This window comes from Candidatus Accumulibacter sp. ACC005 (genome assembly GCF_907163215.1).
GTDB lineage: Bacteria > Pseudomonadota > Gammaproteobacteria > Burkholderiales > Rhodocyclaceae > Accumulibacter > Accumulibacter regalis.
Map to the genome: position 1 here is coordinate 185,597 of NZ_CAJQUB010000011.1, position 26,715 is coordinate 212,311.

Sequence of the window (26,715 nt, forward strand, 5' to 3'; positions counted from 1 at the left end):
CGGAATGAAGTCCCGTTAAACTGCACGTTCGATTGCCGTGGAAGGCCCAGAAACTGCATAAATAAAATCATAGAGCTGAGCACGGAGATCGTCAGGGTTTTCCCATACGATATGATTATATTGGCGAGTATCAAAGTGGACATTTTGGAGGTCATCTTTTCGTACACACCAGTAGACGGGAATTCCCAGCCCGATTGCGTAACCGGCCTCGAAGTAAACCCCTGGACGCTGACGTGTAACGTCGGCGACGACGAGATGAGAGCGCTTTATTTCAGCCATGATTCGCACGTCGATGCGATCGACCGATGGTTGAGCATCCGTTCGAAATGCACTATAGCGAGCTCGCTCAATCGCCGGTTTGATACCGTCTTTCCAAGCAGACGTAAGTTCAGCGTCGAATGACATCGCGACAAAAGCTTGTGTGCTAATTGAACGCGGGCGATTGAGGTCGTCCAAATAAGTCCAACCAGCTGCTGTCAGTATGTATTCCGGTGAGCCTTCAGCAAACGCCGCCTTCTGTTGGTTCCCTGCCTGCACAAGGCCTCTCGTTATGAGGGCTTTCAGGTGAAACTCTAACTCATTTGGGTTCTCGCCCCAAATCAGCGGAAAGTCTAAGCTTGAGTCAAATGGCACGCTAGAACCTGGATATTTACTCCGCCGGCCAAAAATTTCTAATAATAACGCCTGCTTGTCAATTACTGACAGAATGGGGAAGCTAGAGATAATACTTTCAATGCTGGCTCTCGATATCTCCGGAATTGTGCTGACTTTCTCATTGCGATTACGAATCCAGGCACTCAATTTCGTCGCCACTTGACGCTCGCCCAAGGTGCGCAACACTGTCTGCGTAATTGTAAACTTGCCGCAACGAGGGCACTTCAAACGTAAACGCTCGCCAGAGTCAAAAGTCTCAACGCGCGGGGTGCCGAATGCACAAATTGGGCAAGGATTTTCGGTCTCGGTCGTCATCGCAGGTCTTTCGAAATCGAAGGATTAGTGTTGAGCGACGCACTGAAAGCGCCCTCCGCAGCAGGCATTATGCCGGATGTTTTTCTATTCTGGAGAGTACAAAAACCGAGAAAAGCGGCACTTTGCAGGTTAGGGCGATGCATACGCCCAAGCCGTTTCAATGGCTGCTTCCGGCAGACTTTTCCACCGTCCCTTCCTGGCCGACTCCGGCGCCTGTCATCGCCGAGTCGAGGCCAGTGGTCGCTCTCAGGAATTCCCATCGGCGGCAACCGACCCATTTCGGTCGGCCGCTGAGGCGCGTAGCCGACGTTCACGAGAAGGCAATCCATACAGGCTCAACGTTTGAGTTAGCCTTCGTTGCGCTATGAACGCTCATCGTCAAGCACCTGTGAAACCCCCCACGAGGTAAGCCATCGAATTCCTACGCACGAGATTTCGACGCTGCGAATAGTAGTCAACGACCGCTGGAACTGCGGGCGCAAGCGCTCCTGCGAATGCGGCTATCGCGGTGGGAAGACTCAGGCTTGCGAGGTAGGCCAACGAGATGGTTGGCACTTCCCATTTGGTGACGGTCTTTACGAGATCCCCCTGTGCCAATATGACCTGAGACACCTACCCCTGACAAATTAGAGTAGAAAGGTAGGTTCCCATCATGGCAAACGACACGAAGGATCTGATGAACGGACAAGTCGCACTGGCGATGGATGACGCGTTGGAAGGAGCCCGTAGGGCGACTGGAAACGCGTCATCCATCGCGCCGCCGAACCCCGAGGTGGTGGCGACGGCGCGCCGCCGTCATTTCTCCAGCGCAGACAGGCTGCGCATCCTGGCACTCGCCGACGGCTGCACGAAGGTGGGCGAAATTGGCGCCCTGTTACGCCGGGAGGGCATCTATTCCTCCCTGCTCGCCACCTGGCGCAAAAAGCGCGCGGCGATCGAACAGGCCGCACTCGAACCGCAAAAGCGTGGACGCAAGGCCGACCCGGCGCTGGCCGAAGCACGGCGGCTGGATCAGCTCACGCGTGAGAACGACCGCTTGCGTCGCCAGCTCGCCCAGGCTCACACCATCATTGATGTCCAAAAAAAAGTTTGTATGCTGCTGGGGCAGCTGACGGACGACACGCCGGACGGGAGATCCTGATGCACGCGGTCAATGTCCTGGCGCCCGAGGTTGGGCTGGCACCCGCTTGCGCGGCCTTGCGGATCCCTCGCAGTACGGTCTATCGCGACGACGCGCGCCGGCGGCGCTTGAACGTCCCGCCGGTGACCCCGTCGACTCGACCGGCGCCACCGCTGGCCCTCAGCGATACCGAGCGGCAGGCGCTGCGCGACATGCTGTGCAGCGAGCGCTTTGCCGATTGCGCGCCACCGAGCATCTACGCCACCCTGCTCGACGAGGGCATCTACCTGGGCTCGGTGCGCACCATGTACCGCTTGCTGGCCGCCGATGGTCAAGCACGCGAAAGGCGTAATCAGCTGACTCATCCTGCCTACTTCAAACCCGAACTGCTGGCCACCGGACCGAATCAAGTCTGGAGTTGGGACATCACGAAGCTCAAGGGGCCACTCAAATGGACCTGCTTCCAGCTGTACGTGATCCTCGATATCTTCAGCCGCTATGTCGTCGGCTGGTTGATCGCCCCGCGCGAGAGCGCTGAACTGGCCAGGCAGTTGATCGCCGAGACCGTCGCCAAACAGGGCGTGGAGCCATGCACGCTCACGGTCCATGCCGACCGCGGGACCAGCATGCGATCCAAGCTCGTGGCAGAACTGCTGGTGGACCTCGATGTGGCCAAGTCCCACAGCCGTCCCTACGTCTCCGACGACAATCCCTTCTCGGAGGCGCAGTTCAAAACCCTGAAGTACCGCCCGGACTTCCCCGAGCGCTTCGCCAGCATCGAAGAAGCCCGCGCTCACTGCCAGCGCTTCTTCCAGTGGTACAACGAACAGCATCGCCATTCCGGCATCGGCTTCATGACCCCGACTGCGGTCCACCATGGCCAGGCTGCACAGCTGTTCGAGCAACGGGCCGACACCCTGAACGCCGCCTACGCTGCTCACCCGAGCCGATTCAAGGGCAACTGCCCCCAACCTCCCAGGCTGCCCGTCGCCGCCTGGATCAACCCACCCAAGCAGGAGAACACGCCGACGAAAATAGATGACCCGTGCTCACTAAATTAATGTGCATCGGTGTCTCAAAGTCATTGACACGTTCCGCCCGTGGAAGCGGCTGCAGGCACTGATCGCACGGGGTCCGCGGGTAGAGTAGAGGGCAGGCTAAAACCTGCTCTCTACTCTACCAGTTTGTGTGCGTTTGTGTGTGTGCAAATTCGCGAGCAATGTCAGTTAGTCTTGAGCCGCTCTATTCGCAGCTCTTGAACAATTCCAACGGCGCGACGCCCAGCATTCTCTAAGGCTTCGTAGTAGGTAACGTCTGTAGATTCTTCGTCTAGCAAGCCGCAAGGTAGTACACCGAAAGCGTAGGCAGCGGGAACAAACATGGCGGCGGCTTGAAGGTACGCCCGCGCATGCACGTCCTGGGTTTCGCGGTATGTCGGTACCGCAAGGAAAGCGTCCGGGCCCGTACCATACGGTGTGGTAGAAACTGAATCAAGACACATTGGTAGTCCGTATTTTTCGTACTCTTCAAGAACCAAAGAAGAATCGACAAATGGAATAGTGCGCCATGCGTTGAGAACCTTGACCTTGACATGGTATTCCTCTGACCAGCCGGCGAGGGCACACAGCCGTTGCTGGATCTCCGCAACTCCGGTCAGTATGGGAAATAAACAGTTGAGATCGACCACTCTAATCGTACTTATGTTGTATTTGTCAAGTACTTTAATGAATTGGTCAACGTTGTCGTATCCTTCGAGGTCGGTCACAAGTCCTGTGGGAAGGTCCGGCTGATAAAATTGCAGAGGAACAATAACGTCGCTCGTAAGATTGCGAGACATGCGCCAAGTTAAGCCGAGTCGGGAAGGGTCGTTCGAACTGAGCTGCCGCGCAACTAAGCCTTCAGAGGACGTGTAGATGGTGTCAAATGGCATTATACTGAGCATACCGTTTAGTCCGAAAACGGAACGCATTGCGTCATGCTCAGCAGTGATCCAAATATCGCGCTCTTCCCGCTTGTCCGCCACAAGCATGATTCGAGCATATGGTTGCAGCTTTTCTTGCGGAGAAAACTCCGGATCGTGGTCATACCATTCCTTGCTGCGTCTTTTAACATCGTCGGCGCGTCGCCAGAGTTGATCCAACACGAATCGATCATTCTCTGGCGTTGGCTCGGACGAGTCAGACACTCGTCGGTAGATCATGCCGCTCTTGTGCACATGGGGTGTGTTTGTGCTTTTCGGAACCCAAGCGCAGACTATGGCTCGATTTTCTAGCAGCCCGAGTTCGGAGTCTGGGCCCAGCAGGATCTTCGTATCGAAGTGGGGACTGGGATTTAGCAAATCTGCCGCAGATTTCCGCATTAGCTGAAGCGCGGCGTCAATATCTTCCTTCGGGACGCCAGGAAATGCGCCGGCGACAGGGTTTTCCTTTGACGTTTCCTCTACGCCGACAAAAAGCCAGCCACCATAAGTGTTAGCGAACGCCGACAGCGACTTGGCAACGGCTACTGCTTTTGGCATCTGGCGCTTGTACTCAACATACCACCCTTCGGATGTTTGCTTTAGTGCTGACAAGTCCGCAGTCTGAAGGTCGCAAAGTGCCTTGTTAAATGGGGAGTAGTAGTCCATACAGGAAGGCCTAAAGTGGAAACAACAAGAAGGGGCGGATTCGCCGATTCAGTTTAGCCAGAGATGACGACCAAGCACGATAATTACAGCGGGCAGCATGAAGGCAGGCATTAGTGCGATAGCATACACCCAGAGCGTTTCAGTGGCCGCTTTCGGCTGACTTCTCCACCGTCTCTTCGTGGCCGAAAGCGGCCCGCAACGACGTATGGAAAGGGAGTTAAAGAAATTCGGCGGCCGTTGAACGCTTAGTGCCTCACGATGAACCGCCGTTTGCATAATATTGCGCTATGGCAGGAATCTTGGCGAGACAATTCATATAGTTGTTCAGTTTCGGCGCCACGGTTGCGATCAAGTCGCTTGGAATGTGATCCAGTTTCCCGGAACTGAGCCAACGCAGGATAACGAAGGCTTTGAGGTCGGCAATGGTCAGGCGATTGTCCGAAAGAAACTCTCCGCCGTGGCTGTCAAGTTGATGCTGGAGCCACCGCAAATACTTGGGTAATGCGTCGGTTACCAAGGCGTCGCGAGCGCTTTTCAGGTCGTCGCCTGTTTTTCCAAAAGTTGCCCCAAGTTTCACGTTAATATCTTCCAGCGCACCCATGACTTCGTCACACAACAAGGCCTGAAAATTATCTTCGGGATACAGCCCGGAAAGTTTCCCGACATAACGCGTAATCGCGTCACTTTGCGTGATTTGCACATCATTGACGTGAAGGGTCGGAACCTGATTCAGGGGTGTCGTCTTGCGGACTTCAGAAAAATCGCTCGGCGCAAAGCGATAGTCCTCAAACGGAACTCCGCCGATATGCATGGCCAGCCGGGCAGGCTCTGCCCGTCCGCCGGGGAAGTCGAAATAGGTCAGCTTCAGTTTGTTCATTTGTCGCCTTTCTGAGGTGTCGAGTCTTGGGGAAGCACCGAGGATGGTGCCAAAAGCGGTCCCGCGGGGAAGCGTTCGACCGCCGAAAGCGAAACTTTTCTGCACTTCTCGGCAGCTTTCCCTTCGCGTGTGTACGAGATCTTGTTGCGGCGATTGGGGTCCGCTGCGAAATGAAATCGAGAGGCTCTACGACGCTGAAATGACAGCCTCGATTCTATGCTGAAACCGGGAGCGTCGGCTTTCATGCGTGAATTGCCGCGATCTCGTCATCGCCGGCAGCAGCGGTTCCCTGAATCTTCCGTAGGTCGTCGCTGGAATGCATCTGCCAACGCCCAAGGGTCTCTTGTCAGCACCACTTCCATTCACCGCGCCGGCCGACTGCCGGGTGCAAGCACGGTGCGCGAGCTGCCCAATCTACCAGTAACTCATCCCGCCGCGGTAAAGATGGCGCAGGTCGTCCTGAACGATTTCGCGCGGCGCGTTGGTCAGCAGGCGCTGTTGCGCCCAGGCACCCCGGGTCAGCGCCTCGACGTCGGCTTCGCCATAACCCACCCCGCCGATGCCGTTGGGAATGCCGGTAGCCCTCATCATCTTGATCAGCTGGCCGGCGAGGATTTCGGCCGCGTCTTCGTCGGTGGCCCCCTTTACCTCTGCTCCGAGGCAGTGCGCTCCGTGGATATGGCGTTGCGGGCAGGCGCTCGCCGTGAATCGGAACACCGACGGCGCATTGACGATGACGCTCATGCCGTGCGGCACCATCGGCTCGTCCTGCGGATAACCCGCGGCGCGATAGTCGCGAACCAGCCCGGCCACGGAATAGGCCATGCCATGTGGCAGGTGCACGCCGGAGTTGCCGAAGGCGATTCCGGCCAGCGTGGCAGCATACATCATCCTGTCGCGTGCTTCGGTATCGCTGGCGTCATTCACTGCGCGCTGCAGGTACTGACCGGCAAGTTTCAGCGCCGCTTCGCAACCGACGTCGCTCCAGGGATTGGCGCCCTGGCTCATTGGCCGCAGGGAGGCTGTGGCCGACGCGGCGCGCCGCGTGTAGGGTTTCGCCGTGTAGGACTCCAGCGCGTGCGAGAGCACGTCGAAGCCGCTGGCGGCGACGACGTTCCTGGGCAGGGTGTAGGTGGTCGCGGGATCGATCAGCGCCAACGACGGCCGGAGGCGCTTCGACGCGATGCCGGTTTTCACGTGCTGGGCGAGCAGGTCAAAGATGGTGATGCCGGTGCACTCGGAGCCGGTGCCGCAGGTTGTGGGACAGGCGATATGCGGCTTGAGCGGGCCGGGTATCGGCCGCCCCTTGCCGATGGGGGCATTGACGTAGTCGAGAAAATCGGCCGGGTAGGTGGCGTAGAGGTTGGCGGCCTTGCAGGTGTCGATGACCGATCCGCCCCCCAGCGACAGATAGCCGTCGAACTTGCCTTCGGCGGCGAACCGGGTGGCGGCAAGAAAGGACTGGTCGGTCGGTTCGACCTTGACCTCGTCGTAGATCACCGTGTCGAGGCCCGCTGCCCGCAAGGAGTCGGCGACCTCGATCAGGCACGGCAGTGCGCGGATGCGCGGGTCGGTAAATAGCGCGACCCGGCTCATGCCCAGGCCCTTGGCGTGTTCACCGGCTTCCTTGAGCACGCCGTGGCCGAAGCTGATGCTCGAAATGTCGACCGAGAAGACGCTTTCCGTGCCTTTGCCTGGCAGGTAGTAATTGTGACAACAGGACATGTGCCTACCCTCCTGAAATGTCGCGACCGTTGCGCGCCCGGTTTTTCCGTGGCGCAGGACATGATTCCTGTTTTACCAGGCGCCTGCCGCCAGCTTATCACTGCCATCCGCGCAGGCGTTCATCAGGCGGCAGTCCGCTGTGCCGGAAAGCGAAGTCTCTGGCTCCGGCCTTGTCGAGCGCCCGCCCGAGCAACGCCATCCTGCTGGAACTGCCTGGCGCAGACCCGCTTCCGCTGGGCAGCGGGTCAATCGGGATCAGCAAGCCCCCGCCGCAAGCTCGGTGCCGCGAAATCGATGAATGCGCGCACGTTCGGCGAGAGTAGCCGGGCTTGCGGATAGACGATGTGGGCGGGTGTTTGCGCGGCATGTTGGCTGGCCAGCACCTCGATCAGCGTGCCGGCGCGCAGTTCCTCGCGCACGTGGTAGTCGAAGAACTGTCCCCAGCCGAGTCCCAGCACACAGGCCTGCACGGCGGCATCGATCTGGTTGGTCGTCAGCACGCTGTTCACGGCGACCCTCAGCGTCTTGTCGGGGTCGCGGATCTCCCACTCACCGGGTGACACCAGGCCCGTGAAACTGACGCAGGGCTCGCCGGCCAGATCGCCAGGGGTCCTTGGCGTGCCGCGGCGCGCGAGCAGGGCCGGGCTGCCGACGATCAGGCGGCGGGTGTTCCCGATCGGCACGCCGACCATCGACGAATCGGGCAGTGGCGCCAGCCGGACGGCGAGATCGATCCCTTCCTCGAGCAGATCGGTCAGGCGGTCGAGCAACAACAGCTCGACGTGCATCTGCGGGTGTTGGGCGAGGAAGTCGATGACCAGCGGCGCCACGAACTGGCGGCCGAAGGGCACCGACGCGGTGATCCGCAGATTCCCGCGCGGCTCGATCCGGCGTGCGCTCAGACTCGCCTGCGCTTCGTCGACGGCCGCCAGGATGGCGCGGCAACGCGCGCAGTATTCGCGGCCTTCGTCGGTCAGCGCCATGCGTCGCGTTGTGCGGTTCAGAAGCCTCACCCCGACTTCGCGTTCGAGCGCGGCCAGGGTGCGCACCATCGACGGCTGCGAGACCGCGAGCGCCTCCGCCGCCGCGGTCAGGCTGCCGGAATCGACGATCTTCACAAACGCGCGCAGCGCGGAGAGCAGGTCCATGATGTCGAATATTACTGCGCAAAATGCAGCAATCAAATCCCTTTCTCGCCATTTGTCGGTGCCTGCGAAGCGATCAAGATAGCAATCGTCGCCCCTGCGGCGACACCCGAACCCCAAGCCATCGAGAAGGGAGATTCATCATGGCTCGTGCCTTCAGCGAAATCGCTTTCACCCCCGGCGTGCGCGCCTTCCAGACCCGCATGGGCAGCCGGAAAAACTACGCCCGTCTGGACCATGTTGATTTCCGTGGCGACACGCTTGGCCCGGCCGAGGCCGAATTCATCGCCGCGCGCGATGGCTTCTACCAGGCCAGTGTGGGCGAGAACGGTTGGCCCTACGTACAATTCCGCGGCGGGCCGGCCGGCTTCCTGCGCGTGCTCGACCCGCGCACGATCGGCTACGCCGATTTTCGCGGCAACGTGCAATACATCAGCGCGGGCAACATCGAAGCCGCCGGTCGCGTCGCCCTGATTCTGATGGACTATGCGCAGCGGCGCCGTCTGAAGATATGGGGGCGCGCACGGCTGGTGGACGCGGCTGACGATGCGCCGCTGATCGCGCGCCTGGAGGATGGCAACTATCGCGCGCGTAGCGAGCGTGCGGTGCTGATCAGCGTCGAGGCCTTCGACTGGAACTGCCCGCAGCACATCACGCCGCGCTTCACCGAAGCGGAGATCGGCCAGCGCACGCAAGTGCTGCATGCCGAGATCGCGCGACTGCAGCAAGCGCTCGCGCGCGACGCGAAGCCTACGAGATAGCGGTGCTGCGGCTGCACGCGCAGTGAGGGTTTCCGATCGCTACACCCGACGCCATCAGGCAGCCAGGCTGTCATTGCGAGGAGGCGAAGCCGACGCGGCAATCCAGCTCCATCTTCTGATTCTCTTTCCGCCTCCGCATCGACAACGCAAGGAGCCAAACCTCTGGATTGCCGCGTCGGCTCCGCTTCCTCGCAATGACGTGCCGGCGAGCGGCATGGCGATGACCTTGGCTGCGCCTGAACCAGGCCCGGCTTCAGCGACAGCGACGGTTCTCGTCTTGCCGATGACGCGGGCCTGGAGCGTCGATCCTGTAGAAGGCGTAGTCGTGCGCGATGCCGTTCGACTCGACGCTTGCCTCATGTGACAGCTTGCCGCCTATCTTTTCCATTGCCCGCCGTGAACGCCAGTTGTTCGTGCCGACGTGGAACCAGACGACTTTCGCGAACAGGAAGGCGTGGCCGAGCATCAGTTGCTTCATTTCCCGGTTCGCGCTGCCCCCCCAATGGCTGCGGGCGAGGAAGGTATAGCCGATGGCGACCTCCCTCGTGTCGGGATTCCAGTCGTAGTAGCGCGACGAACCGATCACCGTGCCCGAGGGCTTGTCGATGACCACCAGCGCGCCACCAGACGCCAGGGCGCTGGCAAAAAAGCCCGCAAAGACGGCGCGCTGATAGCGCAAGGGCTCCGGATGCTGCTCCCAGATCAGGGGGTCGGAAGCGGCCGCGTAAAGCGGCTCGAAATCGTCGGCATGCACCGGGCGCAGCGCAATCGTTTCGCCGCTGAGCGTCGGCTGGAGATCGAAGTTCGACGCCGCGTGCGTCCCGGATTCCCCTGCCAGTACGTTTCGCTCCGCATTCGTCGCGTCCATCGGGTGAACCTCCTTGTTGCCCACAAATATGCAAGTCCGAGTTCTGCATCGGCTTTCGCCCAGCCACGACGCCACAGGTGCGCGGCGCGGTGTTGTCACGTCACGGGCGCCCTTCGAACTGTTGCATGAACGACAGGCGCAGACGAGGTTGTCACCGCTATTCGCACCATCTCGTTTCGTTGCTATGAGCTGGTCTACCGAAAGTGAATCGCGCCTTCCACAGTAACAGCAAGCCTGCGGGAGCAGCATTTCCAGGCGATCATCGTCAGCCCAGGGGCCGATGCTAGCGTAGTGCTGCCTTCTTGACGAGACTTCAAGAAAGCTTGAAGGCAGCGGGTAATCCGGCGCCCCTCCCGCACCCACCGTCATTGCGAGGAGGCGCAGCCGACGCGGCAATCCAGTGCCATTCTCTCACTGCCTTTGCGCCGCATCGCCAATGCGCAGCGCCACAACTCTGGATTGCCACGTCGGCTGCGCCTCCTCGCAATGACGCGTCGGCTGATGTCTTCATGTTCGGAAGTTTCGCACGACATCGACATCGTCGTCGCCTATCGGCGTGGTGTGCGAACGAGGGGCTTTTATCGCCCGATGAATCGGGCTCCTACAGGGGTGGGGGGGGTCGTTCTTTGGGTGGGAGCGCGGATTTGTCGGGCGCTGTTTTACTGGTGTGTCAGAGCTCGCCGCTGTCGCCAGGCGATGCGCCGAGCAGCAGCGCCACCGCGCTGTCGGCGACTTCATCGAGCGACAGCTTGCCGTCGGCACGATACCAGTGCTTTGACCAGTTGAGCATGCCGAACAGCAGCAGCCGTACCGGCGACGCGGCGGACGGGATCTTGCCGGCTTGCGCCAGTTCGTCGAGCGTCGCTTGCCACGGCGCCTGGTAGCGGTCGAAGGCGGCGGCGATTTCGGCGTGCGCGGCGGCGTCGAGGGCGCGCGTTTCGCCGAGTAGCATCGGCGCCGGGCACTCGCCTTCGAGCAGGGTGCCGAGGTGGGTGCGGACCAGTATGCGCAGCCGCTGCTCGGGTTCGCTGACGCCGTCGATGGCGGCGAGCAGGCGCGTGTAGCCGGCGTCGAGGCCCTCGACCATCGCCGTCTTGAGCAATTCCTGTTTGCTGCGAAAGTGATAGAAGGGGCTGCCCGAGCGCATGCCGACGGCGTCGGCGATGTCGCGCGTGGTGGTGGCGTCGAAGCCCTTTTCGACGAACAGTCGTGCCGCGGCGCGCAGCAACTCGGCGCGGCGATTGGGCTCGAGCCCGGCTTCTGCCTTTCGTCTCGGCATCGGCTCAAGCCGGACCGAGGGCGTACGGCGCGCGCCGCGTGGCGCGCAGGCGGGTGATCGTCACAGCGCTGCCGCGACCCGCGTACCCTGGTCGATGGCGCGTTTGGCGTCGAGTTCGGTGGCGACGTCGGCGCCGCCGATCAGCGTCACCGGGATGCCGGCGGCCTGCAGCGGGGCGAGCAGTTCGCGGCGCGATTCCTGGCCGGCGCAGACGACGACGGTGTCGACCGCCAGCGTCGTGGCCTGGCCATCGACGGTGATGTGCAGGCCGGCGTCGTCGATGCGTTCGTAGTTCACGCCGCCGATCATCTGTACGCCGCGCTTCTTGAGCAGGGTGCGGCGAATCCAGCCGGTGGTCTTGGCCAGGCTCTCACCGACTTTCGACGACTTGCGCTGGAGCAGAAAGACCTGCCGTGGTGCGGGCTCGTCGAGCGGCGGCTTGAGGCCACCACGGTGCGCGTAGCTCGGGTCGATTCCCCACTCGTCGTTGAAGCGTTCGGCCTCGCTCCTGTCGTCATGCGCGTGCGTCAGGAACTCGCCGACGTCGAAGCCGATGCCGCCGGCGCCGATGATCGCCACGCGCTTGCCGGCGACCTTGCGGCCTTCGACGATGTCGACGTAGCTGGCCACCTTGTCGCTGTCGATCCCGGCGATCGCCGGCTGGCGCGGGGTGATGCCGGTGGCCAGCACGACGTGGTCGAAGCCGCCGGCCTTGAGCAGTTCGGCATCGACGCGCTGGTTCAACTCCAGGGTGACGCCGCTGGTTTCGATGCGCCGGCCGAAGTAACGCAGCGTCTCGGCGAAATCCTCCTTGCCGGGGATGCGCCTGGCGAGGTTGAACTGGCCACCAATCCGTTCGGCGGCGTCGAACAGCGTCACGGCGTGGCCGCGTTCGGCGGCGGTGGTGGCGCAGGCCATTCCCGCCGGCCCGGCGCCGACGACGGCAACCTTCCTGCGCGCAGCCGCTTTTTCGATGCTCAGCTCGGTTTCGTGGCAGGCGCGCGGGTTGACCAGGCAGCTGCTCAACTTGCCGTTGAAGATATGATCCAGGCACGCCTGGTTGCAGGCGATGCAGGTGTTGATCTCGTCGCCCCGGTTGGCGGCGGCCTTGTTCACGAAGTCGGCGTCGGCGAGGAAGGGGCGGGCCATCGAGACCATGTCGGCGCAGCCCGAGGCCAGCACCTCCTCGGCGACCTCGGGCGTGTTGATGCGGTTGGTGGTGATCAAGGGAATGTTCACCGCGCCCTTCAAACGCTTGGTTACCCAGGCGAAAGCGGCGCGCGGGACCATCGTCGCGATGGTCGGGATGCGCGCCTCGTGCCAGCCGATGCCGGTATTGATCAGCGTCGCGCCGGCGGCTTCGATGGCCTTGGCGAGCTGCACCACTTCCTCCCAGCTGCTGCCGCCTTCGACCAGGTCGAGCATCGACAGGCGGAAAATGATGATGAAATTCGGGCCGACTTTCTCGCGTGTCGCGCGCACCGTCTCGACCGCGAAGCGGATGCGGTTTTCGAAGGAGCCGCCCCACTGGTCGTCGCGCCGGTTCGTCTGCCGGGCGATGAACTGGTTGATCAGGTAGCCCTCGGAGCCCATGATCTCGACGCCGTCGTAACCGGCTTGCTGCGCCAGCTGCGCGCAGCGCACGTAGTCACCGATCGTCTTGCGGATTCCCCACTCGCTCAGCGCGCGTGGCGTAAAACGGTTGATTGGCGCACGCAGCTTCGACGGCGCGACGTTCAGCGGGTGATAGGCATAGCGCCCGGTATGCAGGATCTGTAGCGCGATCCTGCCACCGGCGGCATGCACGGCCTCGGTGATCAGGCGGTGCTTGCGCACCTGCCAGGAAAAGCTGAGTTGCGAACCGAAGTGGTAGACCCGCCCGGCGAGGTTGGGCGAGAAGCCGCCGGTGACGATCAGCCCGACGCCGCCGCGGGCGCGCTCGGCGTAAAAGGCCGCCATGCGCTCGAAACCGTTCTTCTCCTCTTCGAGCCCGGTGTGCATCGAGCCCATCAGGACGCGGTTGCCGAGCGTCGTGAAGCCCAGATCCAGCGGTGCCAGCAGATGCGGGTACGGGGCGGGTTGTGTCGGGGGCAGCTTTGTGCCGGTGCTCTCGTTCATATGGGGGTGTCCGGAAAAGGGCGATCAATGTTTAAGCAAGCAAGCGCTTGGTTATCTTTACGCAAAAGAGGGCAGTTTGCAAGCAAGGAGCGAAACCGAGGCTCTCGCAGTCCCCGTTTCCGCTGGCATCGCCCGAGTCCGGGTCGTGCGTTGATACGCTCGTCTCGCGCGCAGCGTTTGCTCAGTACCCGCTAAGTCTGGCTGCGTACTTTTTGCATCACGCGACTTTCTGCGTGAATACAAAAGGAGTACGAACATGAACAAGACCACCATACTTGCGATCCTCGCCACGGCGATCGCCACCCTTGGCGGCGCCGCTTACGCCGCGAGATCCACCGAAAACGACGCCCTGGGTATCAACCAGGCAAAAATCACCATCGCTCAGGCAATCAGCATCGCCGAGAAACAGCACAACGGCAAGGCGAGCCAGGCCGAATTCGAGCACACCAAACAGGGCGCGATCTACGAAGTCGAGGTCGTCGCCGGAGCCAAGGTCTTCGACGTCAAGGTCGATGCGGACAAGGGCACAATCCTGTCGTCAGCCGAGGACAAGGCTGACCGCCACGAGGGCCGCGACGACGATCACGACGAAAAGGATTGATCGCCCTGATTTCTGCCGCGCCCGCACCTGCCGGTGCGGTGGCGGCGTTCAGTGCCTGGCCGTGCCGGCGCGAAGCGCACTGGCTGGTAGAGCCGGTTCTTCCGTGGACGGTGATGGCTTGCCGACGCCTTTTCGGCCCACTGATTCGACGTTGCTGGGTTACCGAATGAAGACCCCCTATGCCACGGCCAAGACTACGCGGCCAAACTCCGGCTGTACCTTTTCTACCACTGCCTGCGGGAGGACATCATGAATACCCTGTCACGTGACGATACACAGCGCATGCTCAACAAGGTTCCGGAAGTCACGCTGTTCTTCTGGATCATCAAGATCATGGCCACCACGGTCGGCGAAACAGCCGCTGACTTTCTCAATGTGAATCTCGATTTTGGCCTCACCGGGACCTCACTGGTCATGGGCGGACTGTTGCTCGTGGCGCTGTTGGCGCAGATCAAAGCAAGACGCTACGCTCCCTGGATCTACTGGCTTGCCGTCGTGCTGATCAGTGTTTTCGGTACCCTCGTCACCGACAACCTGGTCGATAATTTCGGCGTCTCCCTGCAGACCACCACCGCCATCTTCAGCATCGTCCTGTTGGCTACCTGCGGGCTTTGGTACGCGAGCGAAAGAACGCTCTCGATCCACACCATTTTCACGACCCGGCGCGAATTGTTCTATTGGGCCGCCATCCTGTTCACCTTCGCGCTGGGCACCGCCGCCGGTGATCTTGCCGCGGAAGGCCTGCAACTGGGTTACGCCTACTCGGGTCTGATGTTTGGCGCAATGATTGGCGCGGTGACCATCGCCTATTACCTATTCAACCTGAACGCGGTGCTGGCGTTCTGGATCGCCTATGTGCTGACCCGTCCGTTCGGCGCCTCCTGCGGCGACCTGCTCTCACAACCGGTCGCCAACGGCGGACTCGGCCTGGGAACCGTGGTCACCAGTGCCATTTTCCTGCTGACGATCCTGGGCCTGGTTGCCTACCTGACGGCGACTGATCGTCGTCTGGCCGAGCAGATCTGATCAACACGCACGACAGTCGCCGCGATGCTGGCCATCTGGCATGATGGCCATTGCCCGGCGACCGGGTGCGCGCTGAAGCGTTTCAAGCAGAGGGTTCAATGCGAGTTCTACTTGTCGAAGACGACCGGATGATCGGCGAAGCCGTGCAGGCGGCGTTGCTGGACGCTGCCTATGCCGTCGATTGGGTGCGCGACGGACAGATGGCCATTGACGCCTGCGAAATCCATCACTACGACATCGTACTGCTCGATCTTGGGCTGCCGAAGAAGGATGGCCTGCAGGTGTTGCACATCGTTCGCGCTCGCAACGATGCGGTGCCGGTGCTCGTCATCACGGCGCGCGACGCTGTTGAGAGCCGTATTCAGGGCCTCGATCTCGGTGCCGACGACTACGTATTGAAGCCTTTCGAAATGGCCGAGTTGTTGGCGCGCATGCGCGCGGTGGTCCGTCGCAAAGGGGGTGTTGCCGGCCCTCTGCTGTGCAACGGCACGCTATCACTGGATGTGGCGGCAAAAGCGGTGTCTGTCGACGGCAGGACGGTGCCCTTGTCGGGGCGCGAATTCGCCCTTCTGCACGCCCTGATGATCCGGCCCGGGGCGATCCTGTCGCGAAGCGAATTGGAGGATCGCATGTATGGCTGGGGAAGCGAGGTGGAAAGCAACGCCGTCGAGTTCATCATCCACTCGCTGCGCAAGAAACTCGGCAACGATGCCATCAAGAACGTGCGAGGCCTGGGATGGCTGGTCCCCAAGCACCATTGAGGCAATCGCTGGAGTTCAGGCTTTCGGCGTCGGTCAGTGCGCTGTTGCTGGGGGTGGCGATGGTCGCTGGGCTGTTCTCGTTCGTCACTGCGTTCGAAGAAGCGAACGAACTGCAGGACGACACGCTGCGGCAGATCGGCGCCCTCATCGACCGCAACCACCTTCCGGTTGGCAACGCGGCCACAGGTTTGCCCGACCTTGACTCGGATCCGGAGTCGCGTGTGGTGGTGCAGATGCTGCCCAACGCGGGCGGGGAAGCGGCGCGCTCGTCAGCAACGCCACTGTTGCTCTCCGCCGATTTGCCAGACGGTCTCCAGACCGTGATCGTTGGGAGTGAATCCTGGCGGCTTTTTGTCACCACACTGGCCGCCGACACACGCTTCGTCGTCGGGCAACAAACGGCGGTGCGCGACGAAATTGCCCGCGACGGCGCTTTACGCAGTTTGATGCCGTTCATCATTCTCATTCCCATCCTGTTATTGGTCCTGCGCGACGTCATCCGCCGAATGCTGAAACCACTGAACCGCCTCGCCACCGATCTCGACGGAAGGCGCGAACAGGATCTCGGTACGCTCAGCGCCACTGGTCTGCCGACCGAAATCCGCCCCTTCGTGGCAGCAATCAACCGCTTGTTCTCGCGAGTCGAGCAGTCAGTCAGTCAACAGCGCCGCTTTGTCGCCGACGCCTCACATGAATTGCGCTCACCGCTCACCGCACTGTCGCTACAAGCCGAGCGACTGGCCGACACGGAAATGTCCAGCGTCGCAGGTGATCGCGTGGCATCGCTGCGGCAGGGGATTCGCCGCGCGCGCCTGTTGCTCGATCAACTGTTGACCTTGACCCGGGTCCAGGAGCCGTCGGCCATGGCGGCCTCGCCAGTGTCGCTCCAGCAGATCTTTCGCCAGGTACTCGAAGATCTGCATCCGCAGGCTGCGGCAAAATCGATCGACATTGGGGTCACCAGCGAACAGGATGCAAACATCCTCCTCGCGGAGACCGATCTGATGACCGTGGTGCGGAATCTCGTGGACAACGCAATCAAGTACACGCCGGCGGGTGGCCGGATAGACCTTTCGGTCGGCGTCGAAGACGACACGGTTGTCGTACAGGTCAGCGACAATGGGCCCGGAATCGCTCCGAGCGAGCGGGCGCTGGTGTTCGAGCCATTCCACCGCGTGTTGGGAAATGACGAAGCCGGCTCGGGACTCGGACTCGCCATCGTCAAGGCGATCACCGATCGCTGCGCTGCTTCGGTGGCGCTGGACTACACGGACGTCGCCGAGTCGCGTGGATTGCGCGTTGCGGTCACCTTCAGCGGGTCGCGGCGAAATGCCGGCACGATTGCTCAGCGTTAAGCGAGGCCGAGGTCGGACGGCGTGGCCGGCCATTGCGATCCTGGCCTTGGCGGGAAAGACATGACCGCCGAACCGTCGTCACGGCGAATTCCGCGCGGCATATGGGTGCTCGGCTTCGTCAGCATGTTGATGGATATTTCTTCGGAAATGATCCACAGCCTGCTGCCGCTATTCATGGTCACAAGCCTGGGGGCGAGCGCCTTCGTGGTCGGCCTGATTGAAGGTTTGGCCGAGGCTACGGCGCTGATCATCAGGATTTTCTCGGGCGCACTGAGCGACTATCTTGGCCAACGCAAGGGCCTGGCAGTCTTCGGCTACGCGCTCGGGGCGCTGACCAAGCCGCTGTTCGCCGTCGCTTCGTCGACCGGCCTCGTGCTCACAGCGCGTTTGCTCGATCGCGCTGGCAAGGGCATCCGAGGGGCGCCGCGCGATGCCCTTGTGGCAGATATCGCGCCAGCGCATTTGCGCGGCGCGGCGTTCGGCCTGCGTCAGTCGCTCGACACCGTGGGCGCATTTCTTGGCCCCCTGCTGGCGGTGGGCCTGATGCTGATCTGGGCCAACGATTTTCGTGCGGTGTTCTGGGTGGCCATGATTCCGGGGTTGATGGCGGTCGCACTATTGCTCTTCGGCCTGCGCGAACCTGAACACCAGCAGACGGCGAAGCGCAGCAATCCGATCCGGCGCGAGAACCTGAAACGCCTGGGTGCCTCGTATTGGTGGGTCGTGAGCATCGGCGCCGTGTTCACCCTGGCTCGTTTCAGCGAGGCCTTCCTCGTTCTGCGTGCGCAGCAAGGCGGCATACCGCTGGCCCTGGTGCCGTTGCTCATGGTGGCGATGAATGTGGTCTATGCGGCGTCCGCCTACCCGTTTGGCAGGCTCGCCGATCGGGTGAGCCACAAGAAACTGCTGGCACTTGGCCTGGTCGTCCTGATCGCCGCCGATCTGGTCCTGGCCAGCGGTGTCCACTGGGGTGTCGTGCTTGCCGGCGTCGCCCTCTGGGGCATCCACATGGGCATCACTCAAGGCTTGCTGGCGACGATGGTGGCCGACACCGCCCCGGCCGACCTGCGCGGCACTGCGTTCGGGTTCTTCAGTCTGGTGAGCGGACTGGCGATGCTGCTGGCCAGTGTGCTGGCGGGGCTGCTGTGGGATCGGTTCGGCGCGTCATTAACTTTCTATTCCGGCGCGATTTTCTCCGCCCTTGCACTCCTGGGCCTGGCCTGGCAGCCAGTCATGCGCATGCGCAAGGCTTAGCGTGCTTCAATGATCGAGAGACTCTTCGCTTCTATCCTGCCGTCCATTGAGCACTTCCATCTGCTCGGCTACTGGCTGGCCTTCTTTACCGCCTTGCTCGAAACGGCGTTCGTGGTGGGTCTGCTCCTGCCGGGTTCGACTCTCCTGCTCATGCTTGGCGCCCTGTCGGCCAGCGGCCATCTCGATTTCGTCGACCTGCTGTGGTTTGCGGTCGCCGGCGCCGTCCTTGGCGATAATTTCAATTACTGGTTGGGCCAACGCTACGGCAACAGGTGGGTGCGTGACGGCGTGTGGTTCCTGACGCCAGATCATTTCGGTAAGGCACGCAGCTTCTTCGATCGGCATGGCGCAAAGAGCGTCTTTCTGGCGCGCTTCATCCCGAGCGTCAAGGAAGTCGCACCCTTCGTGGCCGGCACTGTCGGCATGCAGCGCCATACGTTCATGCTCTGGAATGTCCTGGGTGCCATCGGCTGGGGCCTGCAGTGGGTCGGTGGCGGCTACCTGTTCGGGCAGTCGCTCAATCTGGCGCAGGCGTGGATGTCACGTGCGGGGATGGCGCTGGTCGTTGTCTTGCTGGTCTGGATGCTGCTGTGGCTCTTGCAGCGCTTCGTCGTGCGCCATGGGGGCGCGGTGCTGCAGGTGGCGGTTTCGCTCGCACGCTCGATCAAGGCTGGCCTGGGTCGTAATCGCTATCTGCGCCGACTGGCGCGCCGCCATCCGGACGGCGTCCGCTTTCTCGCCGAGCGTGTCGATCGCGCCCATTTCAAAGGCCTGCCACTGACGCTTCTGATGCTGGCATTCGCCTTTGCCCTGGCCTTGTTCGCGGGCGTTGTCGAGGATGTCGTCACCTCCGACCCGATCGTTGCGCTCGACCATGCCGCCGCCCAGCTGATCGCCGCGTTTCGCACGCCAGCAGTCGTTTCCCCGGCGCTGTGGATTACCAGCCTCGGCGAGCCAGCGGTCGTCGGAGCACTACTCGCGGTCGCGTGCCTGGTGCTCTGGCTGGCGAACCTGAACTACGCGATTGCGGCCTTGCTGCTCTCCAGCCTTGGCGCAAGCGCGTTCAGCGCGCTGGCCAAAATGGCCTTTCGGCGGCCTCGGCCGGTCGAGGCCCTGTTGCTCGAATCGTCCTGGTCGTTCCCGAGCGGGCACGCCACCGCAGCCGTTGCGTTCTACGGTTTCCTGGGCTATCTCTTGATCCGTTCGAGCGCCACATGGAAGACGCAGGTCAAGCTATTCTTTGCCACCGGCGTCCTGGTCGTCCTGATCGGCCTGAGTCGCATCGTGCTCGGCGTGCATTATCTGAGCGATGTCTGGGCGGGCTACCTGATCGGAACCCTTTGGCTGATTGTCGGCATCAGCCTGAGCGAATTCCTGGCGGCCGGCGGCCGAATCAACTGGCATGCGCCGAGCGAGCCGTGGCGAAGGACAGCGGCTCGCGGCCTGGCCGTTGTCGCCGCTGTCGGATGCGTCACCTATGCATCTGCCCGCAGGCTGCCGGCGCCTGCGCACCCGACCGCGTTGAGCGTCGACCTCGATCGTCCTGTGGATGAGCTGTTGCGCAGCGCGACGCTTTCGCGCACGCTCACCCTGCTTGGCCGGCCCGAGCAACCGCTGAGCTTCGCCATCGTCGAAGCGAACGCCGACGCCTTGGCGGCCCGCCTGCGCCGGGCGGGATGGCTGGCCGCCGACAAGGCCGATGCGCAGAACATGCTGCGCCTTGTCCGGCAAGGCCTGGATTACGTCACGGCACCGCTCGCACCGGCTTTCTGGAACGACCAGATGAACGACCTGGCGTTCGAACGACCGCTTCAAGAGGCCGAGAAAAAAGTGGTGGCGACGGTTCGCATCTGGACGACGCCCTATCGGGTTGGCCAGGATCGTCTATTCGTCGGGGTGGTGCGCGAGTACGATGGCACCCGCTGGGGCGTGTTGCACACGATTTCTCCTGACGTGGATGCGGCGGCTGAAGGCTTCGTCGAGTCGCTCAAGCGCCCGGGGCAGCCATTCGACGCGTGCCTGCGACCATTGCTCCCGCCGATGATCGGCAGCTACCTGATGGGTGGCCATTTCTTCACCCGCGGGCAGTTGTGGCTGCTTGACCCGGGCGACCGCGGCGACCTTTCACTGCTGTGTGGCCAGCAAGGGCCAAGTCAATGAAAAACCAGTCCTTCACGAAGAAACTGCGCAATGCTTTCGCCGGCATCGGCTTCGCGTGGACCGAGGAACGAAATTTCCGCGTTCACTTGGCGCTCGGCCTCGTCACCCTGCTCGCCTTCGCTGTGCTTCAACCCACCGCCCTGTGGTGGGCGCTCATCGTGCTGTGCATCGCGCTCGTTCTCGCCGCGGAACTGCTGAACTCGGCCGTAGAGGCGCTCGCCGACCACCTCCATCCCGAATTGCACCCGGTCGTCGGCAAGGTGAAGGACATGCTCGCCGGCATGGTCCTGGTGATCAGTTTCGCTGCGGCAGTCGTGGCGATGCTCGCCCTCTACGCCACCGTGGCTGCGTGATCCCGGTGGTGCGCGTGTGGGTGGGCTGGCCGCGTTCGCTTCCCGGTGGCGGCTGAAATTCGCCGGGCCCATGCCCGAGCGTCCGTCGTCGCCACCCGCGGCGCTCATGCCCCACCCACCGTCATTGCGAGGAGGCGAAGCCGACGCGGCAATCCAGAGGTTTTGCTCTTCGCGCGGTCGCTGCGGCGGAAGATAGCAAGAGGATGGAACTGGATTGCCGCGTCGGCTGCGCCTCCTCGCAATGACGAGCGGGCTGGCGTGTTGCCGCCTTCCCGACGAGGCTCTCAGCCAGCCCGACCGCCGCGCGCAACCCCCGTGCTGGCCGGGATGTCTATGTTCCACTCTGCGTGCAACGCTACTAATGTGGCGGCTGTTCCAGATAGTAGACGCTGTAATCGCCGTCGCGGAAGTAGCCCCGGTAAGCCGGCGTCGGCCATTCCGCTCGTTCGTCGCCGCTGCTCGGGCTGGCTAGCGCGCGGCGGCCCCTGTCGCTGATCAACAGATAAAGCGGATAGTGCAGGGCGGCCAGTGGCTCTCCCTGATTGACGAATTGTGGTCGAAAGTCGCCAGCGACATTGACGTGATAGACGATCGCCAGGCTGTCCTTGCTGATGCCGTACAGCACCAGCGGCGCGGGTTTGTCGCGCCGCAGCGTCTCGACGGCTTCGACAAAGGGGCGCGCCGAGTGGAGCTGCAGTTCTGCAGGTTCGCGCAGAGTGACATTGGTCAGCCAGAAAGCAAGAGCGGCGACGGCGACGATGATCTGGTCGCGTCGAGCCGGCGTCTGCGTCTGGCGCAGGGCAAGCAAAGACACGAGCTGAGCGCCGGCCAGCAGACTCAGCAGCAGGCCGGCGTTGATGTCTACGCTCAGCTGCTGCTTGCGCGCATAGTGCTGCGCAAAAAGAAGCAGCGCGATCAGCAGTGTTGGCAGCACCAGCAGCAGTTTCTGCAGCAACTGGTAGGTGACCAACAGCAGCCTGTTGCCCTGATCGATGAACACGTAAGCCGCCAGTGCGGCCATTGCCGGAACGGCCGGCAACAGGTAGCGCGCCTTCTTGGTTTCCGGAATCGACAAGCCGATCAATATCAAGAGCAGCCATGCAGCCATCAATGCGGCCATGCGCAAGGCGGGATCCCACGCCGCAGTGGACGCTTTTCGCAGCCAGGGGAATGGCAGATACGGGCGTGAAGTGGTGAGCACGCTCACCGTGACCAGCAACGCCACCGGGAAGCTGAGCGCGAAGTTGGCCAGGCTGTTGACCAGGTAGTAGTAGCGCGGCAAGGCGTCGTCGTTGCCGCTCAGGCGTCCGCTCACTTGCATTCGGATGACATCATTGACGAAGCTTTCGCCGCCTTCGATTCTGGCGAGAGCGAGCAGTGCGAACCAGCATGCGATCAACAGCGCCAATGCTGGCAGGCCGACTTTGAATACGGCACGCCATTGATTGGTCAGCGCGTAATAGCTGCAAACGACCCCGACCGGAATGACGATGCCCATCGGGCCGCGAAGCGAAAATCCGACCAGCAGCAGGGCCAGAATCCAGGCCGTGCGGCGCGCCGACCCGCCCCCCTGATGGTCGTCGCGATAGACCACCACGAAGCATGCCAGGGTGACTGTCGCCAGCATCTGGTCCAGCGAAATCGAGCGTGCTTCGGCCAGAAAGGTGGCGGTCAGGAGAGAAAAGCACACGCCCATGAAAGCCCACTGGCGCGAGACGTGGCTCAGCAGGCGATAGGTCAGCGCCAGATTCAGTGCGCTGGCGATCGCCGTCGGAAGGACCGCGGTGAATTTGTTCACTTCGCCGAAGGGCAAGGAGCCCAGCCAGATCAGCAGTGTCGAGGTGGCCGGGTAGTCGGGATAAGGCTCGCCGTAGGTTCTGGGAAAGATCGACACGCCCAGGCGCAGCATTTCCTTGGCGAAAACGGCGAAGCGCGTTTCGAAGCCGACGAACTCCTGACCCCACAAGCCAAAGGTGAACAGCAGCAAGCCAATGGCGGCAACGACCAGGGTTTCCCGTCGTCGAGCGTCGTTCGTCCGCTTCAGTTCGGGCGACGCGGGCGCCGGTGCTGACGGCCCAGGTCGAGGTGCTGCTGCGGGTGTGCTCATGGGGTGTCTCGGCGGGCCTGTCGGGCCAGGCTCGACTTGCTCAGGTTTCTCAGGAGGTTTGGCGGGGTGGTTGCGCCGGTCGTCGGTGGTGGTCTGCGGTCACTGACCGTCCCGGATCTTATACGCCTTCGATCGCCGGCTGTGGCCTTGGTGGGGAGCCCCCGCGGCGCTGGATGAAGGTCCGACCTGCGGGTCGCCGAGACCGCTGCGGCTCGTCGATTACATCGCGCCCTAAGTTCCATCTAAGTCGCGCTCGATAGGCTGAGCATTTCGTGGCACGCGCTGGATCGCAGCGCAGGTCTTCGTTGCCATTTTTCCGTCTGGCCATACTGCAGGAAACCCCGATGCCGATTATCAGAGAAATCCGGATTCGCCTGGCGCTGCTTGTCGGCGTCGTTTTTCTTGGAGCGCTGGCCACTCTTGCCTATCTGCTGTTCGCTGCGCCAACGCGGGTGCAACTCGTCGAACCCGCTGCCGACGCCTCCCGCATTTCCTTTTTCGCGCTTGGCGACCAGGGCTCGGGCGGGCTCAAGCAGTGGGAGATCGCTCGCGGCATGGAAAGGGTCGCGGAGCGTGCCGGCGCCCCCGACTTCGTGGCCTTGCTGGGAGACAATTTCTACAGTCATGGCGTCCGTTCAACGCGAGACAAGCGGTGGAACTGGAAGTTTGAAAACGTCTATATCGGGAACAAGCTGGTCAACATCCCGTTCTACGCCGTTCTCGGAAATCACGATGTCGAGGGAAACGCCGAAGCACAAATACAGTACTCCAGAAAGCACGCCGGGTCTGGCCGCTGGCAGATGCCGGGCCACTCCTACAGCAAGGATTTCGGCATGGACAGCGGGCATCCCTTGCTGCGCGTCGTCTTTATCGATACCAACGACCTGACACGGGAAAAGATGGCGAAGCAGGCGCGTTTCATGGAGGAGGCCTTTTCGCCCTCGGCGCAGCAGCCGACATGGCGGATCGTCGTAGGGCATCACCCGTTTCGCAACTTCGGCAAACACGGCGAAGCACCGGAGCTGGTGTCTGCGTTGTTGCCCGTGCTGCAGAAACTGCAGGTCGACCTGTACCTGGCGGGCCATGATCACGACCAGCAGCTCATCGTGCGCGATGGCGAACCGGTCTATGTCATTTCTGGAGGCGGGGGCCAGAGCCTCTATGGGGTCGCAAAGGAACAACCGGGCCTGCTCTTCAGTCGGTCGCAACATGGTTTCGCGAAAATCGTCGTCGATTCCTCGAGGATGCTGGTCGACTTCTACGACGGCCATGCGCGGATGGCCGCCGAGTATGCTGTCGAGCGAAGCTGTACGAAGTCCGCCTCCGCCTGTTTGCAACCGACGGTGGCGTCCAGAAGCAACGGCCGCTGAGAACGCGCGAGACGCTGCCCATTGCCCTGGTGGCAAGGCAGCGCAGCTTGCCCGACCGGCGCCTGCCAATCCGGGTGGCCAGGCTGGGCGCTTTCTACGGCCGGCACATCGTCGGCGCCATGGCGGGCAGTGCGTTCGGCTCAGGGCTTGTGGCCCATCGCCGCTTCGACGCCGGCGGTATTGTCGAGCAGGCTCCGGGTGGCCATTTGCAGAAAGGCTTCCAGCTTTGCCTTCAACTCCGGGGCCAGATCCAGCGGGATGCGTTCGGCTTTCGGATCGGCCCCCAGCTGGTAGCTGTAAAGGCGCGGCTCGAAGCCCTTGGGCTCGATCAGAATGCGTTCGGGGGTGACCAGGGCGACGGTCTGATCGCCGCCCGAGGGCTTGATCACGCCGATTCCGAGGTCGCCCTCGGGCAGATTGAGCAGGTCGCGTCCCCAGCACTGGTGCCGTACCGTGCCGCCGAGGCGGCCCATGATGGTCGGCACGACGTCGACCTGCGTGCCAACATGGTGATTGCGGCTGCCGAAGCGGTCCTGGATTCCCGGAGCAAGCAGCAAGAGCGGCACATTGAAGCGGAAGAGGTCCATTTCGGTCAGTTGCTGGTCGCTGCCGAAGCCATGGTCGCCGACCACGACGAACAGGGTGTGCTTGTAATACGCCGACTTGCGCGCTTTCGCGAAGAACTCGCCGAGGGCCCAGTCGGCATAGCGCATGGCGGTCAGGTGTTCGCCGAAAATGCCGCGATCGGTCACCCGCTCGATCGGAAGGACCTTTGGCAGCGCGTACGGGGTGTGGTTGGACAGCGTCTGCAGCAGGGCATAGAAGGGCTTGTCGGCAGGCAGCTTGTCGAGTTCGGCGGCGGCGCGGTCGAACATGTCCTGATCGGAGACACCCCAGGTCGGATCCATGTACACCGGGTCAACGAAATCCTCGCGGCCGATGAAGCGGGTCATTCCCTGGTTGCTGAAGAAGCCCGACTGGTTGTCCCACTGGAAGTTGCCGTTGTACACGTAGAGGTTGTCGTAGCCGCGCGCACTGAGCAGCTGCGGCAGGCCGGAGAACTTGTGCGCGCCTTCGGGGGTGCGCATCAGGTACTCGAAAGCGGGCAGGTTCGGGAAGCAGGCCATCGTCGCGAACATGCCCTGGTGGGTGTGCGTGCCATTGGAGAAGAAGCGGTCGAAGAGCAGGCCCTCCCTGGCCAGTGCGTCGAAGTGCGGGGTGATGTCGCCCGTGCCGCCCAGCGCGCCGACGAAATGCCCGGCGAAGCTTTCCATCAGGATGACCACGACGTTGCGAATCGGCAGGGTACGGTCGGCGGGCGGAGTGAAGTCACGGCGGATCGCCGCATTGTCGGCGTCGACCAGGCGGTCGTGCGGCGTGAGCAGCAGCTGGCGTACGATGTCCAGCGCCTGTTCGTCGGGCATGGTCGATTGCCAGCTATTGCTCCGCTGCGAGGACATGCTGGCCTCGGCCGCCGAGAGCAGCGTCAGCGAACCGTTGAGGCCCAGCTGATTGGCGAACATCGAATTGGTGGTGTAGGCGTCTCCCCAGCGCAGTGGCGGTCCCTGCCGCAAGTGGCCGCGGGCGGCGAGCACGGCAAGCAGGGCGCAGAGGAGGAACAGGCCGCTCCGCCCGTACCAGGTCGGCGCCGCGTATGCCGGTTGTGGCGGCGATTCTTCGTGCAGCGCCGGGATCGCCGGTCGGCTGATCCGGTCTAGGCCCTTGAACAGTGTGGCCAGCAGCCAGGTGGCGATCGCCCAGGCCAGCAGATAGCGGCCAACCGGGAAGCCGTTCCACAACATGCTCCCCACCGTGGCCAGGTCTTCCTCGAAATACTGGAACACCAGGCCGTTCAGGCGCTGGTGGAATTCGCGGTAGAAATCGAGCTCGGTGATGCCGAGCAGAAGGGTGAAGCTGGCGAAGGCGGTCAGCCACCAGCGCAGCAGACCGCGGGCGGCCATGGCGCGGACGCTGAGCAGTGCCAGGAGCAGCGGCGTCAGCGCATAGACCACCAGGCGCACATCGAAACGCAGGCCATTGTAGAAGGCCTCGATGAACGTCGCGCCTGGAGTGTCGCCAATCAATTCGCGGTTGTAGACGAGCAAGGCGATGCGCAACAGGGTGTACAGCGCGAGCAGCGCGGCGCCGCCGAGAAGGGTGAAGGCCAGGTGACTCTTCAGTGTCGGCTGGGCGATGCGGCGGGAAAGCGGTGCGTTGCGCGGTGCGAGGGTGGCGGTCAT

The 26,715-nt window shown here is 62.4% G+C and carries 19 protein-coding genes and 2 pseudogenes; 10 read left to right on the forward strand and 11 right to left on the reverse strand.

Annotated features, from left to right (window positions below; genetic code table 11):
* Nucleotides 1-15 precede the first annotated feature (15 nt).
* On the reverse strand, nt 16-969 hold the full coding sequence (locus QZ613_RS13180) for a hypothetical protein (RefSeq protein WP_291982800.1): 954 nt from the start codon (nt 967-969) through the stop codon (nt 16-18).
* A 700-nt stretch (nt 970-1,669) separates the two neighbouring features.
* On the opposite strand from QZ613_RS13180, the pseudogene QZ613_RS13185 reads away from it, so the two are divergent.
* Nucleotides 1,670-3,150 (forward strand): annotated as a pseudogene (locus QZ613_RS13185) (IS3 family transposase).
* 161 nt (nt 3,151-3,311) lie between these two features.
* On the opposite strand, the gene QZ613_RS13190 reads toward QZ613_RS13185, so the two are convergent.
* The 4 genes from QZ613_RS13190 to QZ613_RS13205 all read right to left on the reverse strand — a co-directional run bounded on the left by QZ613_RS13190 (nt 3,312) and on the right by QZ613_RS13205 (nt 8,465).
* Nucleotides 3,312-4,715: an ATP-binding protein gene (locus tag QZ613_RS13190; RefSeq protein ID WP_291982803.1), complete on the reverse strand. Its 1,404-nt coding sequence runs from the start codon at nt 4,713-4,715 to the stop codon at nt 3,312-3,314.
* A 253-nt stretch (nt 4,716-4,968) separates the two neighbouring features.
* Entirely contained in the window at nt 4,969-5,592 is a 624-nt protein-coding gene (locus QZ613_RS13195) for a glutathione S-transferase family protein (RefSeq protein ID WP_291982805.1), read from the reverse strand.
* A 414-nt stretch (nt 5,593-6,006) separates the two neighbouring features.
* Nucleotides 6,007-7,317 (reverse strand): hydroxyacid-oxoacid transhydrogenase, encoded by a 1,311-nt coding sequence (locus QZ613_RS13200; protein ID WP_291982807.1) that lies wholly within the window; start codon nt 7,315-7,317, stop codon nt 6,007-6,009.
* Nucleotides 7,318-7,562: 245 nt separating this feature from the next.
* On the reverse strand, nt 7,563-8,465 hold the full coding sequence (locus tag QZ613_RS13205; RefSeq protein WP_291982809.1) for a LysR family transcriptional regulator: 903 nt from the start codon (nt 8,463-8,465) through the stop codon (nt 7,563-7,565).
* A 140-nt stretch (nt 8,466-8,605) separates the two neighbouring features.
* Between QZ613_RS13205 and QZ613_RS13210 the strand changes: the two genes are divergently transcribed.
* On the forward strand, nt 8,606-9,223 hold the full coding sequence (locus tag QZ613_RS13210) for a pyridoxamine 5'-phosphate oxidase family protein (RefSeq protein ID WP_291982811.1): 618 nt from the start codon (nt 8,606-8,608) through the stop codon (nt 9,221-9,223).
* Between the two features lie 253 nt (nt 9,224-9,476).
* On the opposite strand, the gene QZ613_RS13215 is transcribed toward QZ613_RS13210, so the two are convergent.
* The 4 genes and pseudogenes from QZ613_RS13215 to QZ613_RS13225 all read right to left on the reverse strand — a co-directional run bounded on the left by QZ613_RS13215 (nt 9,477) and on the right by QZ613_RS13225 (nt 13,488).
* Nucleotides 9,477-10,091 carry a GNAT family N-acetyltransferase gene (locus QZ613_RS13215; protein WP_291982813.1) on the reverse strand — a complete coding sequence of 205 codons (615 nt, stop codon included), beginning with the start codon at nt 10,089-10,091 and terminating at the stop codon, nt 9,477-9,479.
* A gap of 114 nt (nt 10,092-10,205) precedes the next feature.
* Nucleotides 10,206-10,460: pseudogene (locus tag QZ613_RS21185) on the reverse strand (HNH endonuclease); the annotation flags it as partial.
* A gap of 301 nt (nt 10,461-10,761) precedes the next feature.
* Entirely contained in the window at nt 10,762-11,370 is a 609-nt protein-coding gene (locus QZ613_RS13220; protein ID WP_291982815.1) for a TetR/AcrR family transcriptional regulator, read from the reverse strand.
* A 60-nt stretch (nt 11,371-11,430) separates the two neighbouring features.
* Nucleotides 11,431-13,488 (reverse strand): NADPH-dependent 2,4-dienoyl-CoA reductase, encoded by a 2,058-nt coding sequence (locus tag QZ613_RS13225; RefSeq protein ID WP_291982817.1) that lies wholly within the window; start codon nt 13,486-13,488, stop codon nt 11,431-11,433.
* A 256-nt stretch (nt 13,489-13,744) separates the two neighbouring features.
* Between QZ613_RS13225 and QZ613_RS13230 the strand changes: the two genes are divergently transcribed.
* From QZ613_RS13230 to QZ613_RS13260, 7 genes are all read left to right on the forward strand, one after another.
* A complete protein-coding gene (locus QZ613_RS13230; protein ID WP_291982819.1) occupies nt 13,745-14,089 on the forward strand; it encodes a PepSY domain-containing protein in 345 nt (114 codons plus the stop codon).
* A 249-nt stretch (nt 14,090-14,338) separates the two neighbouring features.
* Complete coding sequence (locus QZ613_RS13235; protein ID WP_291982821.1) at nt 14,339-15,115, forward strand: hypothetical protein; 777 nt, start codon at nt 14,339-14,341, stop codon at nt 15,113-15,115.
* 98 nt (nt 15,116-15,213) lie between these two features.
* Nucleotides 15,214-15,876 (forward strand): response regulator transcription factor, encoded by a 663-nt coding sequence (locus QZ613_RS13240; protein ID WP_043566579.1) that lies wholly within the window; start codon nt 15,214-15,216, stop codon nt 15,874-15,876.
* Complete coding sequence (locus tag QZ613_RS13245; RefSeq protein ID WP_291982823.1) at nt 15,852-17,231, forward strand: ATP-binding protein; 1,380 nt, start codon at nt 15,852-15,854, stop codon at nt 17,229-17,231. The genes QZ613_RS13240 and QZ613_RS13245 overlap by 25 nt, the downstream gene beginning before the upstream one ends.
* Nucleotides 17,232-17,291: 60 nt before the next feature.
* Nucleotides 17,292-18,485 (forward strand): MFS transporter, encoded by a 1,194-nt coding sequence (locus QZ613_RS13250; protein WP_291902918.1) that lies wholly within the window; start codon nt 17,292-17,294, stop codon nt 18,483-18,485.
* Nucleotides 18,486-18,494: 9 nt separating this feature from the next.
* Complete coding sequence (locus QZ613_RS13255) at nt 18,495-20,645, forward strand: bifunctional DedA family/phosphatase PAP2 family protein (protein WP_291982825.1); 2,151 nt, start codon at nt 18,495-18,497, stop codon at nt 20,643-20,645.
* Entirely contained in the window at nt 20,642-20,998 is a 357-nt protein-coding gene (locus QZ613_RS13260; RefSeq protein ID WP_043566586.1) for a diacylglycerol kinase, read from the forward strand. The genes QZ613_RS13255 and QZ613_RS13260 overlap by 4 nt, the downstream gene beginning before the upstream one ends.
* A gap of 358 nt (nt 20,999-21,356) precedes the next feature.
* Here the strand turns inward: QZ613_RS13260 and QZ613_RS13265 are convergent, their stop codons facing one another.
* Nucleotides 21,357-23,105 carry a phospholipid carrier-dependent glycosyltransferase gene (locus QZ613_RS13265; protein WP_291982827.1) on the reverse strand — a complete coding sequence of 583 codons (1,749 nt, stop codon included), beginning with the start codon at nt 23,103-23,105 and terminating at the stop codon, nt 21,357-21,359.
* A gap of 452 nt (nt 23,106-23,557) precedes the next feature.
* Here QZ613_RS13265 and QZ613_RS13270 point away from each other — a divergent pair, with 452 nt between their 5' ends.
* Nucleotides 23,558-24,475: a metallophosphoesterase gene (locus QZ613_RS13270; protein ID WP_291982829.1), complete on the forward strand. Its 918-nt coding sequence runs from the start codon at nt 23,558-23,560 to the stop codon at nt 24,473-24,475.
* 140 nt (nt 24,476-24,615) lie between these two features.
* Here the strand turns inward: QZ613_RS13270 and QZ613_RS13275 are convergent, their stop codons facing one another.
* A complete protein-coding gene (locus QZ613_RS13275) occupies nt 24,616-26,715 on the reverse strand; it encodes an LTA synthase family protein (protein ID WP_291982831.1) in 2,100 nt (699 codons plus the stop codon).

What these genes read in the sequence shown, in the direction of transcription:
- QZ613_RS13240 (WP_043566579.1), top strand. Translation starts at nt 15,214, where the DNA reads ATGCGAGTTCTACTTGTCGAAGACGACCGGATGATCGGCGAAGCCGTG.
- QZ613_RS13215 (WP_291982813.1), bottom strand. Translation starts at nt 10,091, where the DNA reads ATGGACGCGACGAATGCGGAGCGAAACGTACTGGCAGGGGAATCCGGG.
- QZ613_RS13200 (WP_291982807.1), bottom strand. Translation starts at nt 7,317, where the DNA reads ATGTCCTGTTGTCACAATTACTACCTGCCAGGCAAAGGCACGGAAAGC.
- QZ613_RS13255 (WP_291982825.1), top strand. Translation starts at nt 18,495, where the DNA reads ATGATCGAGAGACTCTTCGCTTCTATCCTGCCGTCCATTGAGCACTTC.
- QZ613_RS13260 (WP_043566586.1), top strand. Translation starts at nt 20,642, where the DNA reads ATGAAAAACCAGTCCTTCACGAAGAAACTGCGCAATGCTTTCGCCGGC.
- QZ613_RS13220 (WP_291982815.1), bottom strand. Translation starts at nt 11,370, where the DNA reads ATGCCGAGACGAAAGGCAGAAGCCGGGCTCGAGCCCAATCGCCGCGCC.
- QZ613_RS13245 (WP_291982823.1), top strand. Translation starts at nt 15,852, where the DNA reads ATGGCTGGTCCCCAAGCACCATTGAGGCAATCGCTGGAGTTCAGGCTT.
- QZ613_RS13230 (WP_291982819.1), top strand. Translation starts at nt 13,745, where the DNA reads ATGAACAAGACCACCATACTTGCGATCCTCGCCACGGCGATCGCCACC.
- QZ613_RS13195 (WP_291982805.1), bottom strand. Translation starts at nt 5,592, where the DNA reads ATGAACAAACTGAAGCTGACCTATTTCGACTTCCCCGGCGGACGGGCA.
- QZ613_RS13265 (WP_291982827.1), bottom strand. Translation starts at nt 23,105, where the DNA reads ATGAGCACACCCGCAGCAGCACCTCGACCTGGGCCGTCAGCACCGGCG.
- QZ613_RS13180 (WP_291982800.1), bottom strand. Translation starts at nt 969, where the DNA reads ATGACGACCGAGACCGAAAATCCTTGCCCAATTTGTGCATTCGGCACC.
- QZ613_RS13235 (WP_291982821.1), top strand. Translation starts at nt 14,339, where the DNA reads ATGAATACCCTGTCACGTGACGATACACAGCGCATGCTCAACAAGGTT.
- QZ613_RS13210 (WP_291982811.1), top strand. Translation starts at nt 8,606, where the DNA reads ATGGCTCGTGCCTTCAGCGAAATCGCTTTCACCCCCGGCGTGCGCGCC.
- QZ613_RS13190 (WP_291982803.1), bottom strand. Translation starts at nt 4,715, where the DNA reads ATGGACTACTACTCCCCATTTAACAAGGCACTTTGCGACCTTCAGACT.
- QZ613_RS13275 (WP_291982831.1), bottom strand. Translation starts at nt 26,715, where the DNA reads ATGACCGCCACCCTCGCACCGCGCAACGCACCGCTTTCCCGCCGCATC.
- QZ613_RS13225 (WP_291982817.1), bottom strand. Translation starts at nt 13,488, where the DNA reads ATGAACGAGAGCACCGGCACAAAGCTGCCCCCGACACAACCCGCCCCG.
- QZ613_RS13205 (WP_291982809.1), bottom strand. Translation starts at nt 8,465, where the DNA reads ATGGACCTGCTCTCCGCGCTGCGCGCGTTTGTGAAGATCGTCGATTCC.
- QZ613_RS13250 (WP_291902918.1), top strand. Translation starts at nt 17,292, where the DNA reads ATGACCGCCGAACCGTCGTCACGGCGAATTCCGCGCGGCATATGGGTG.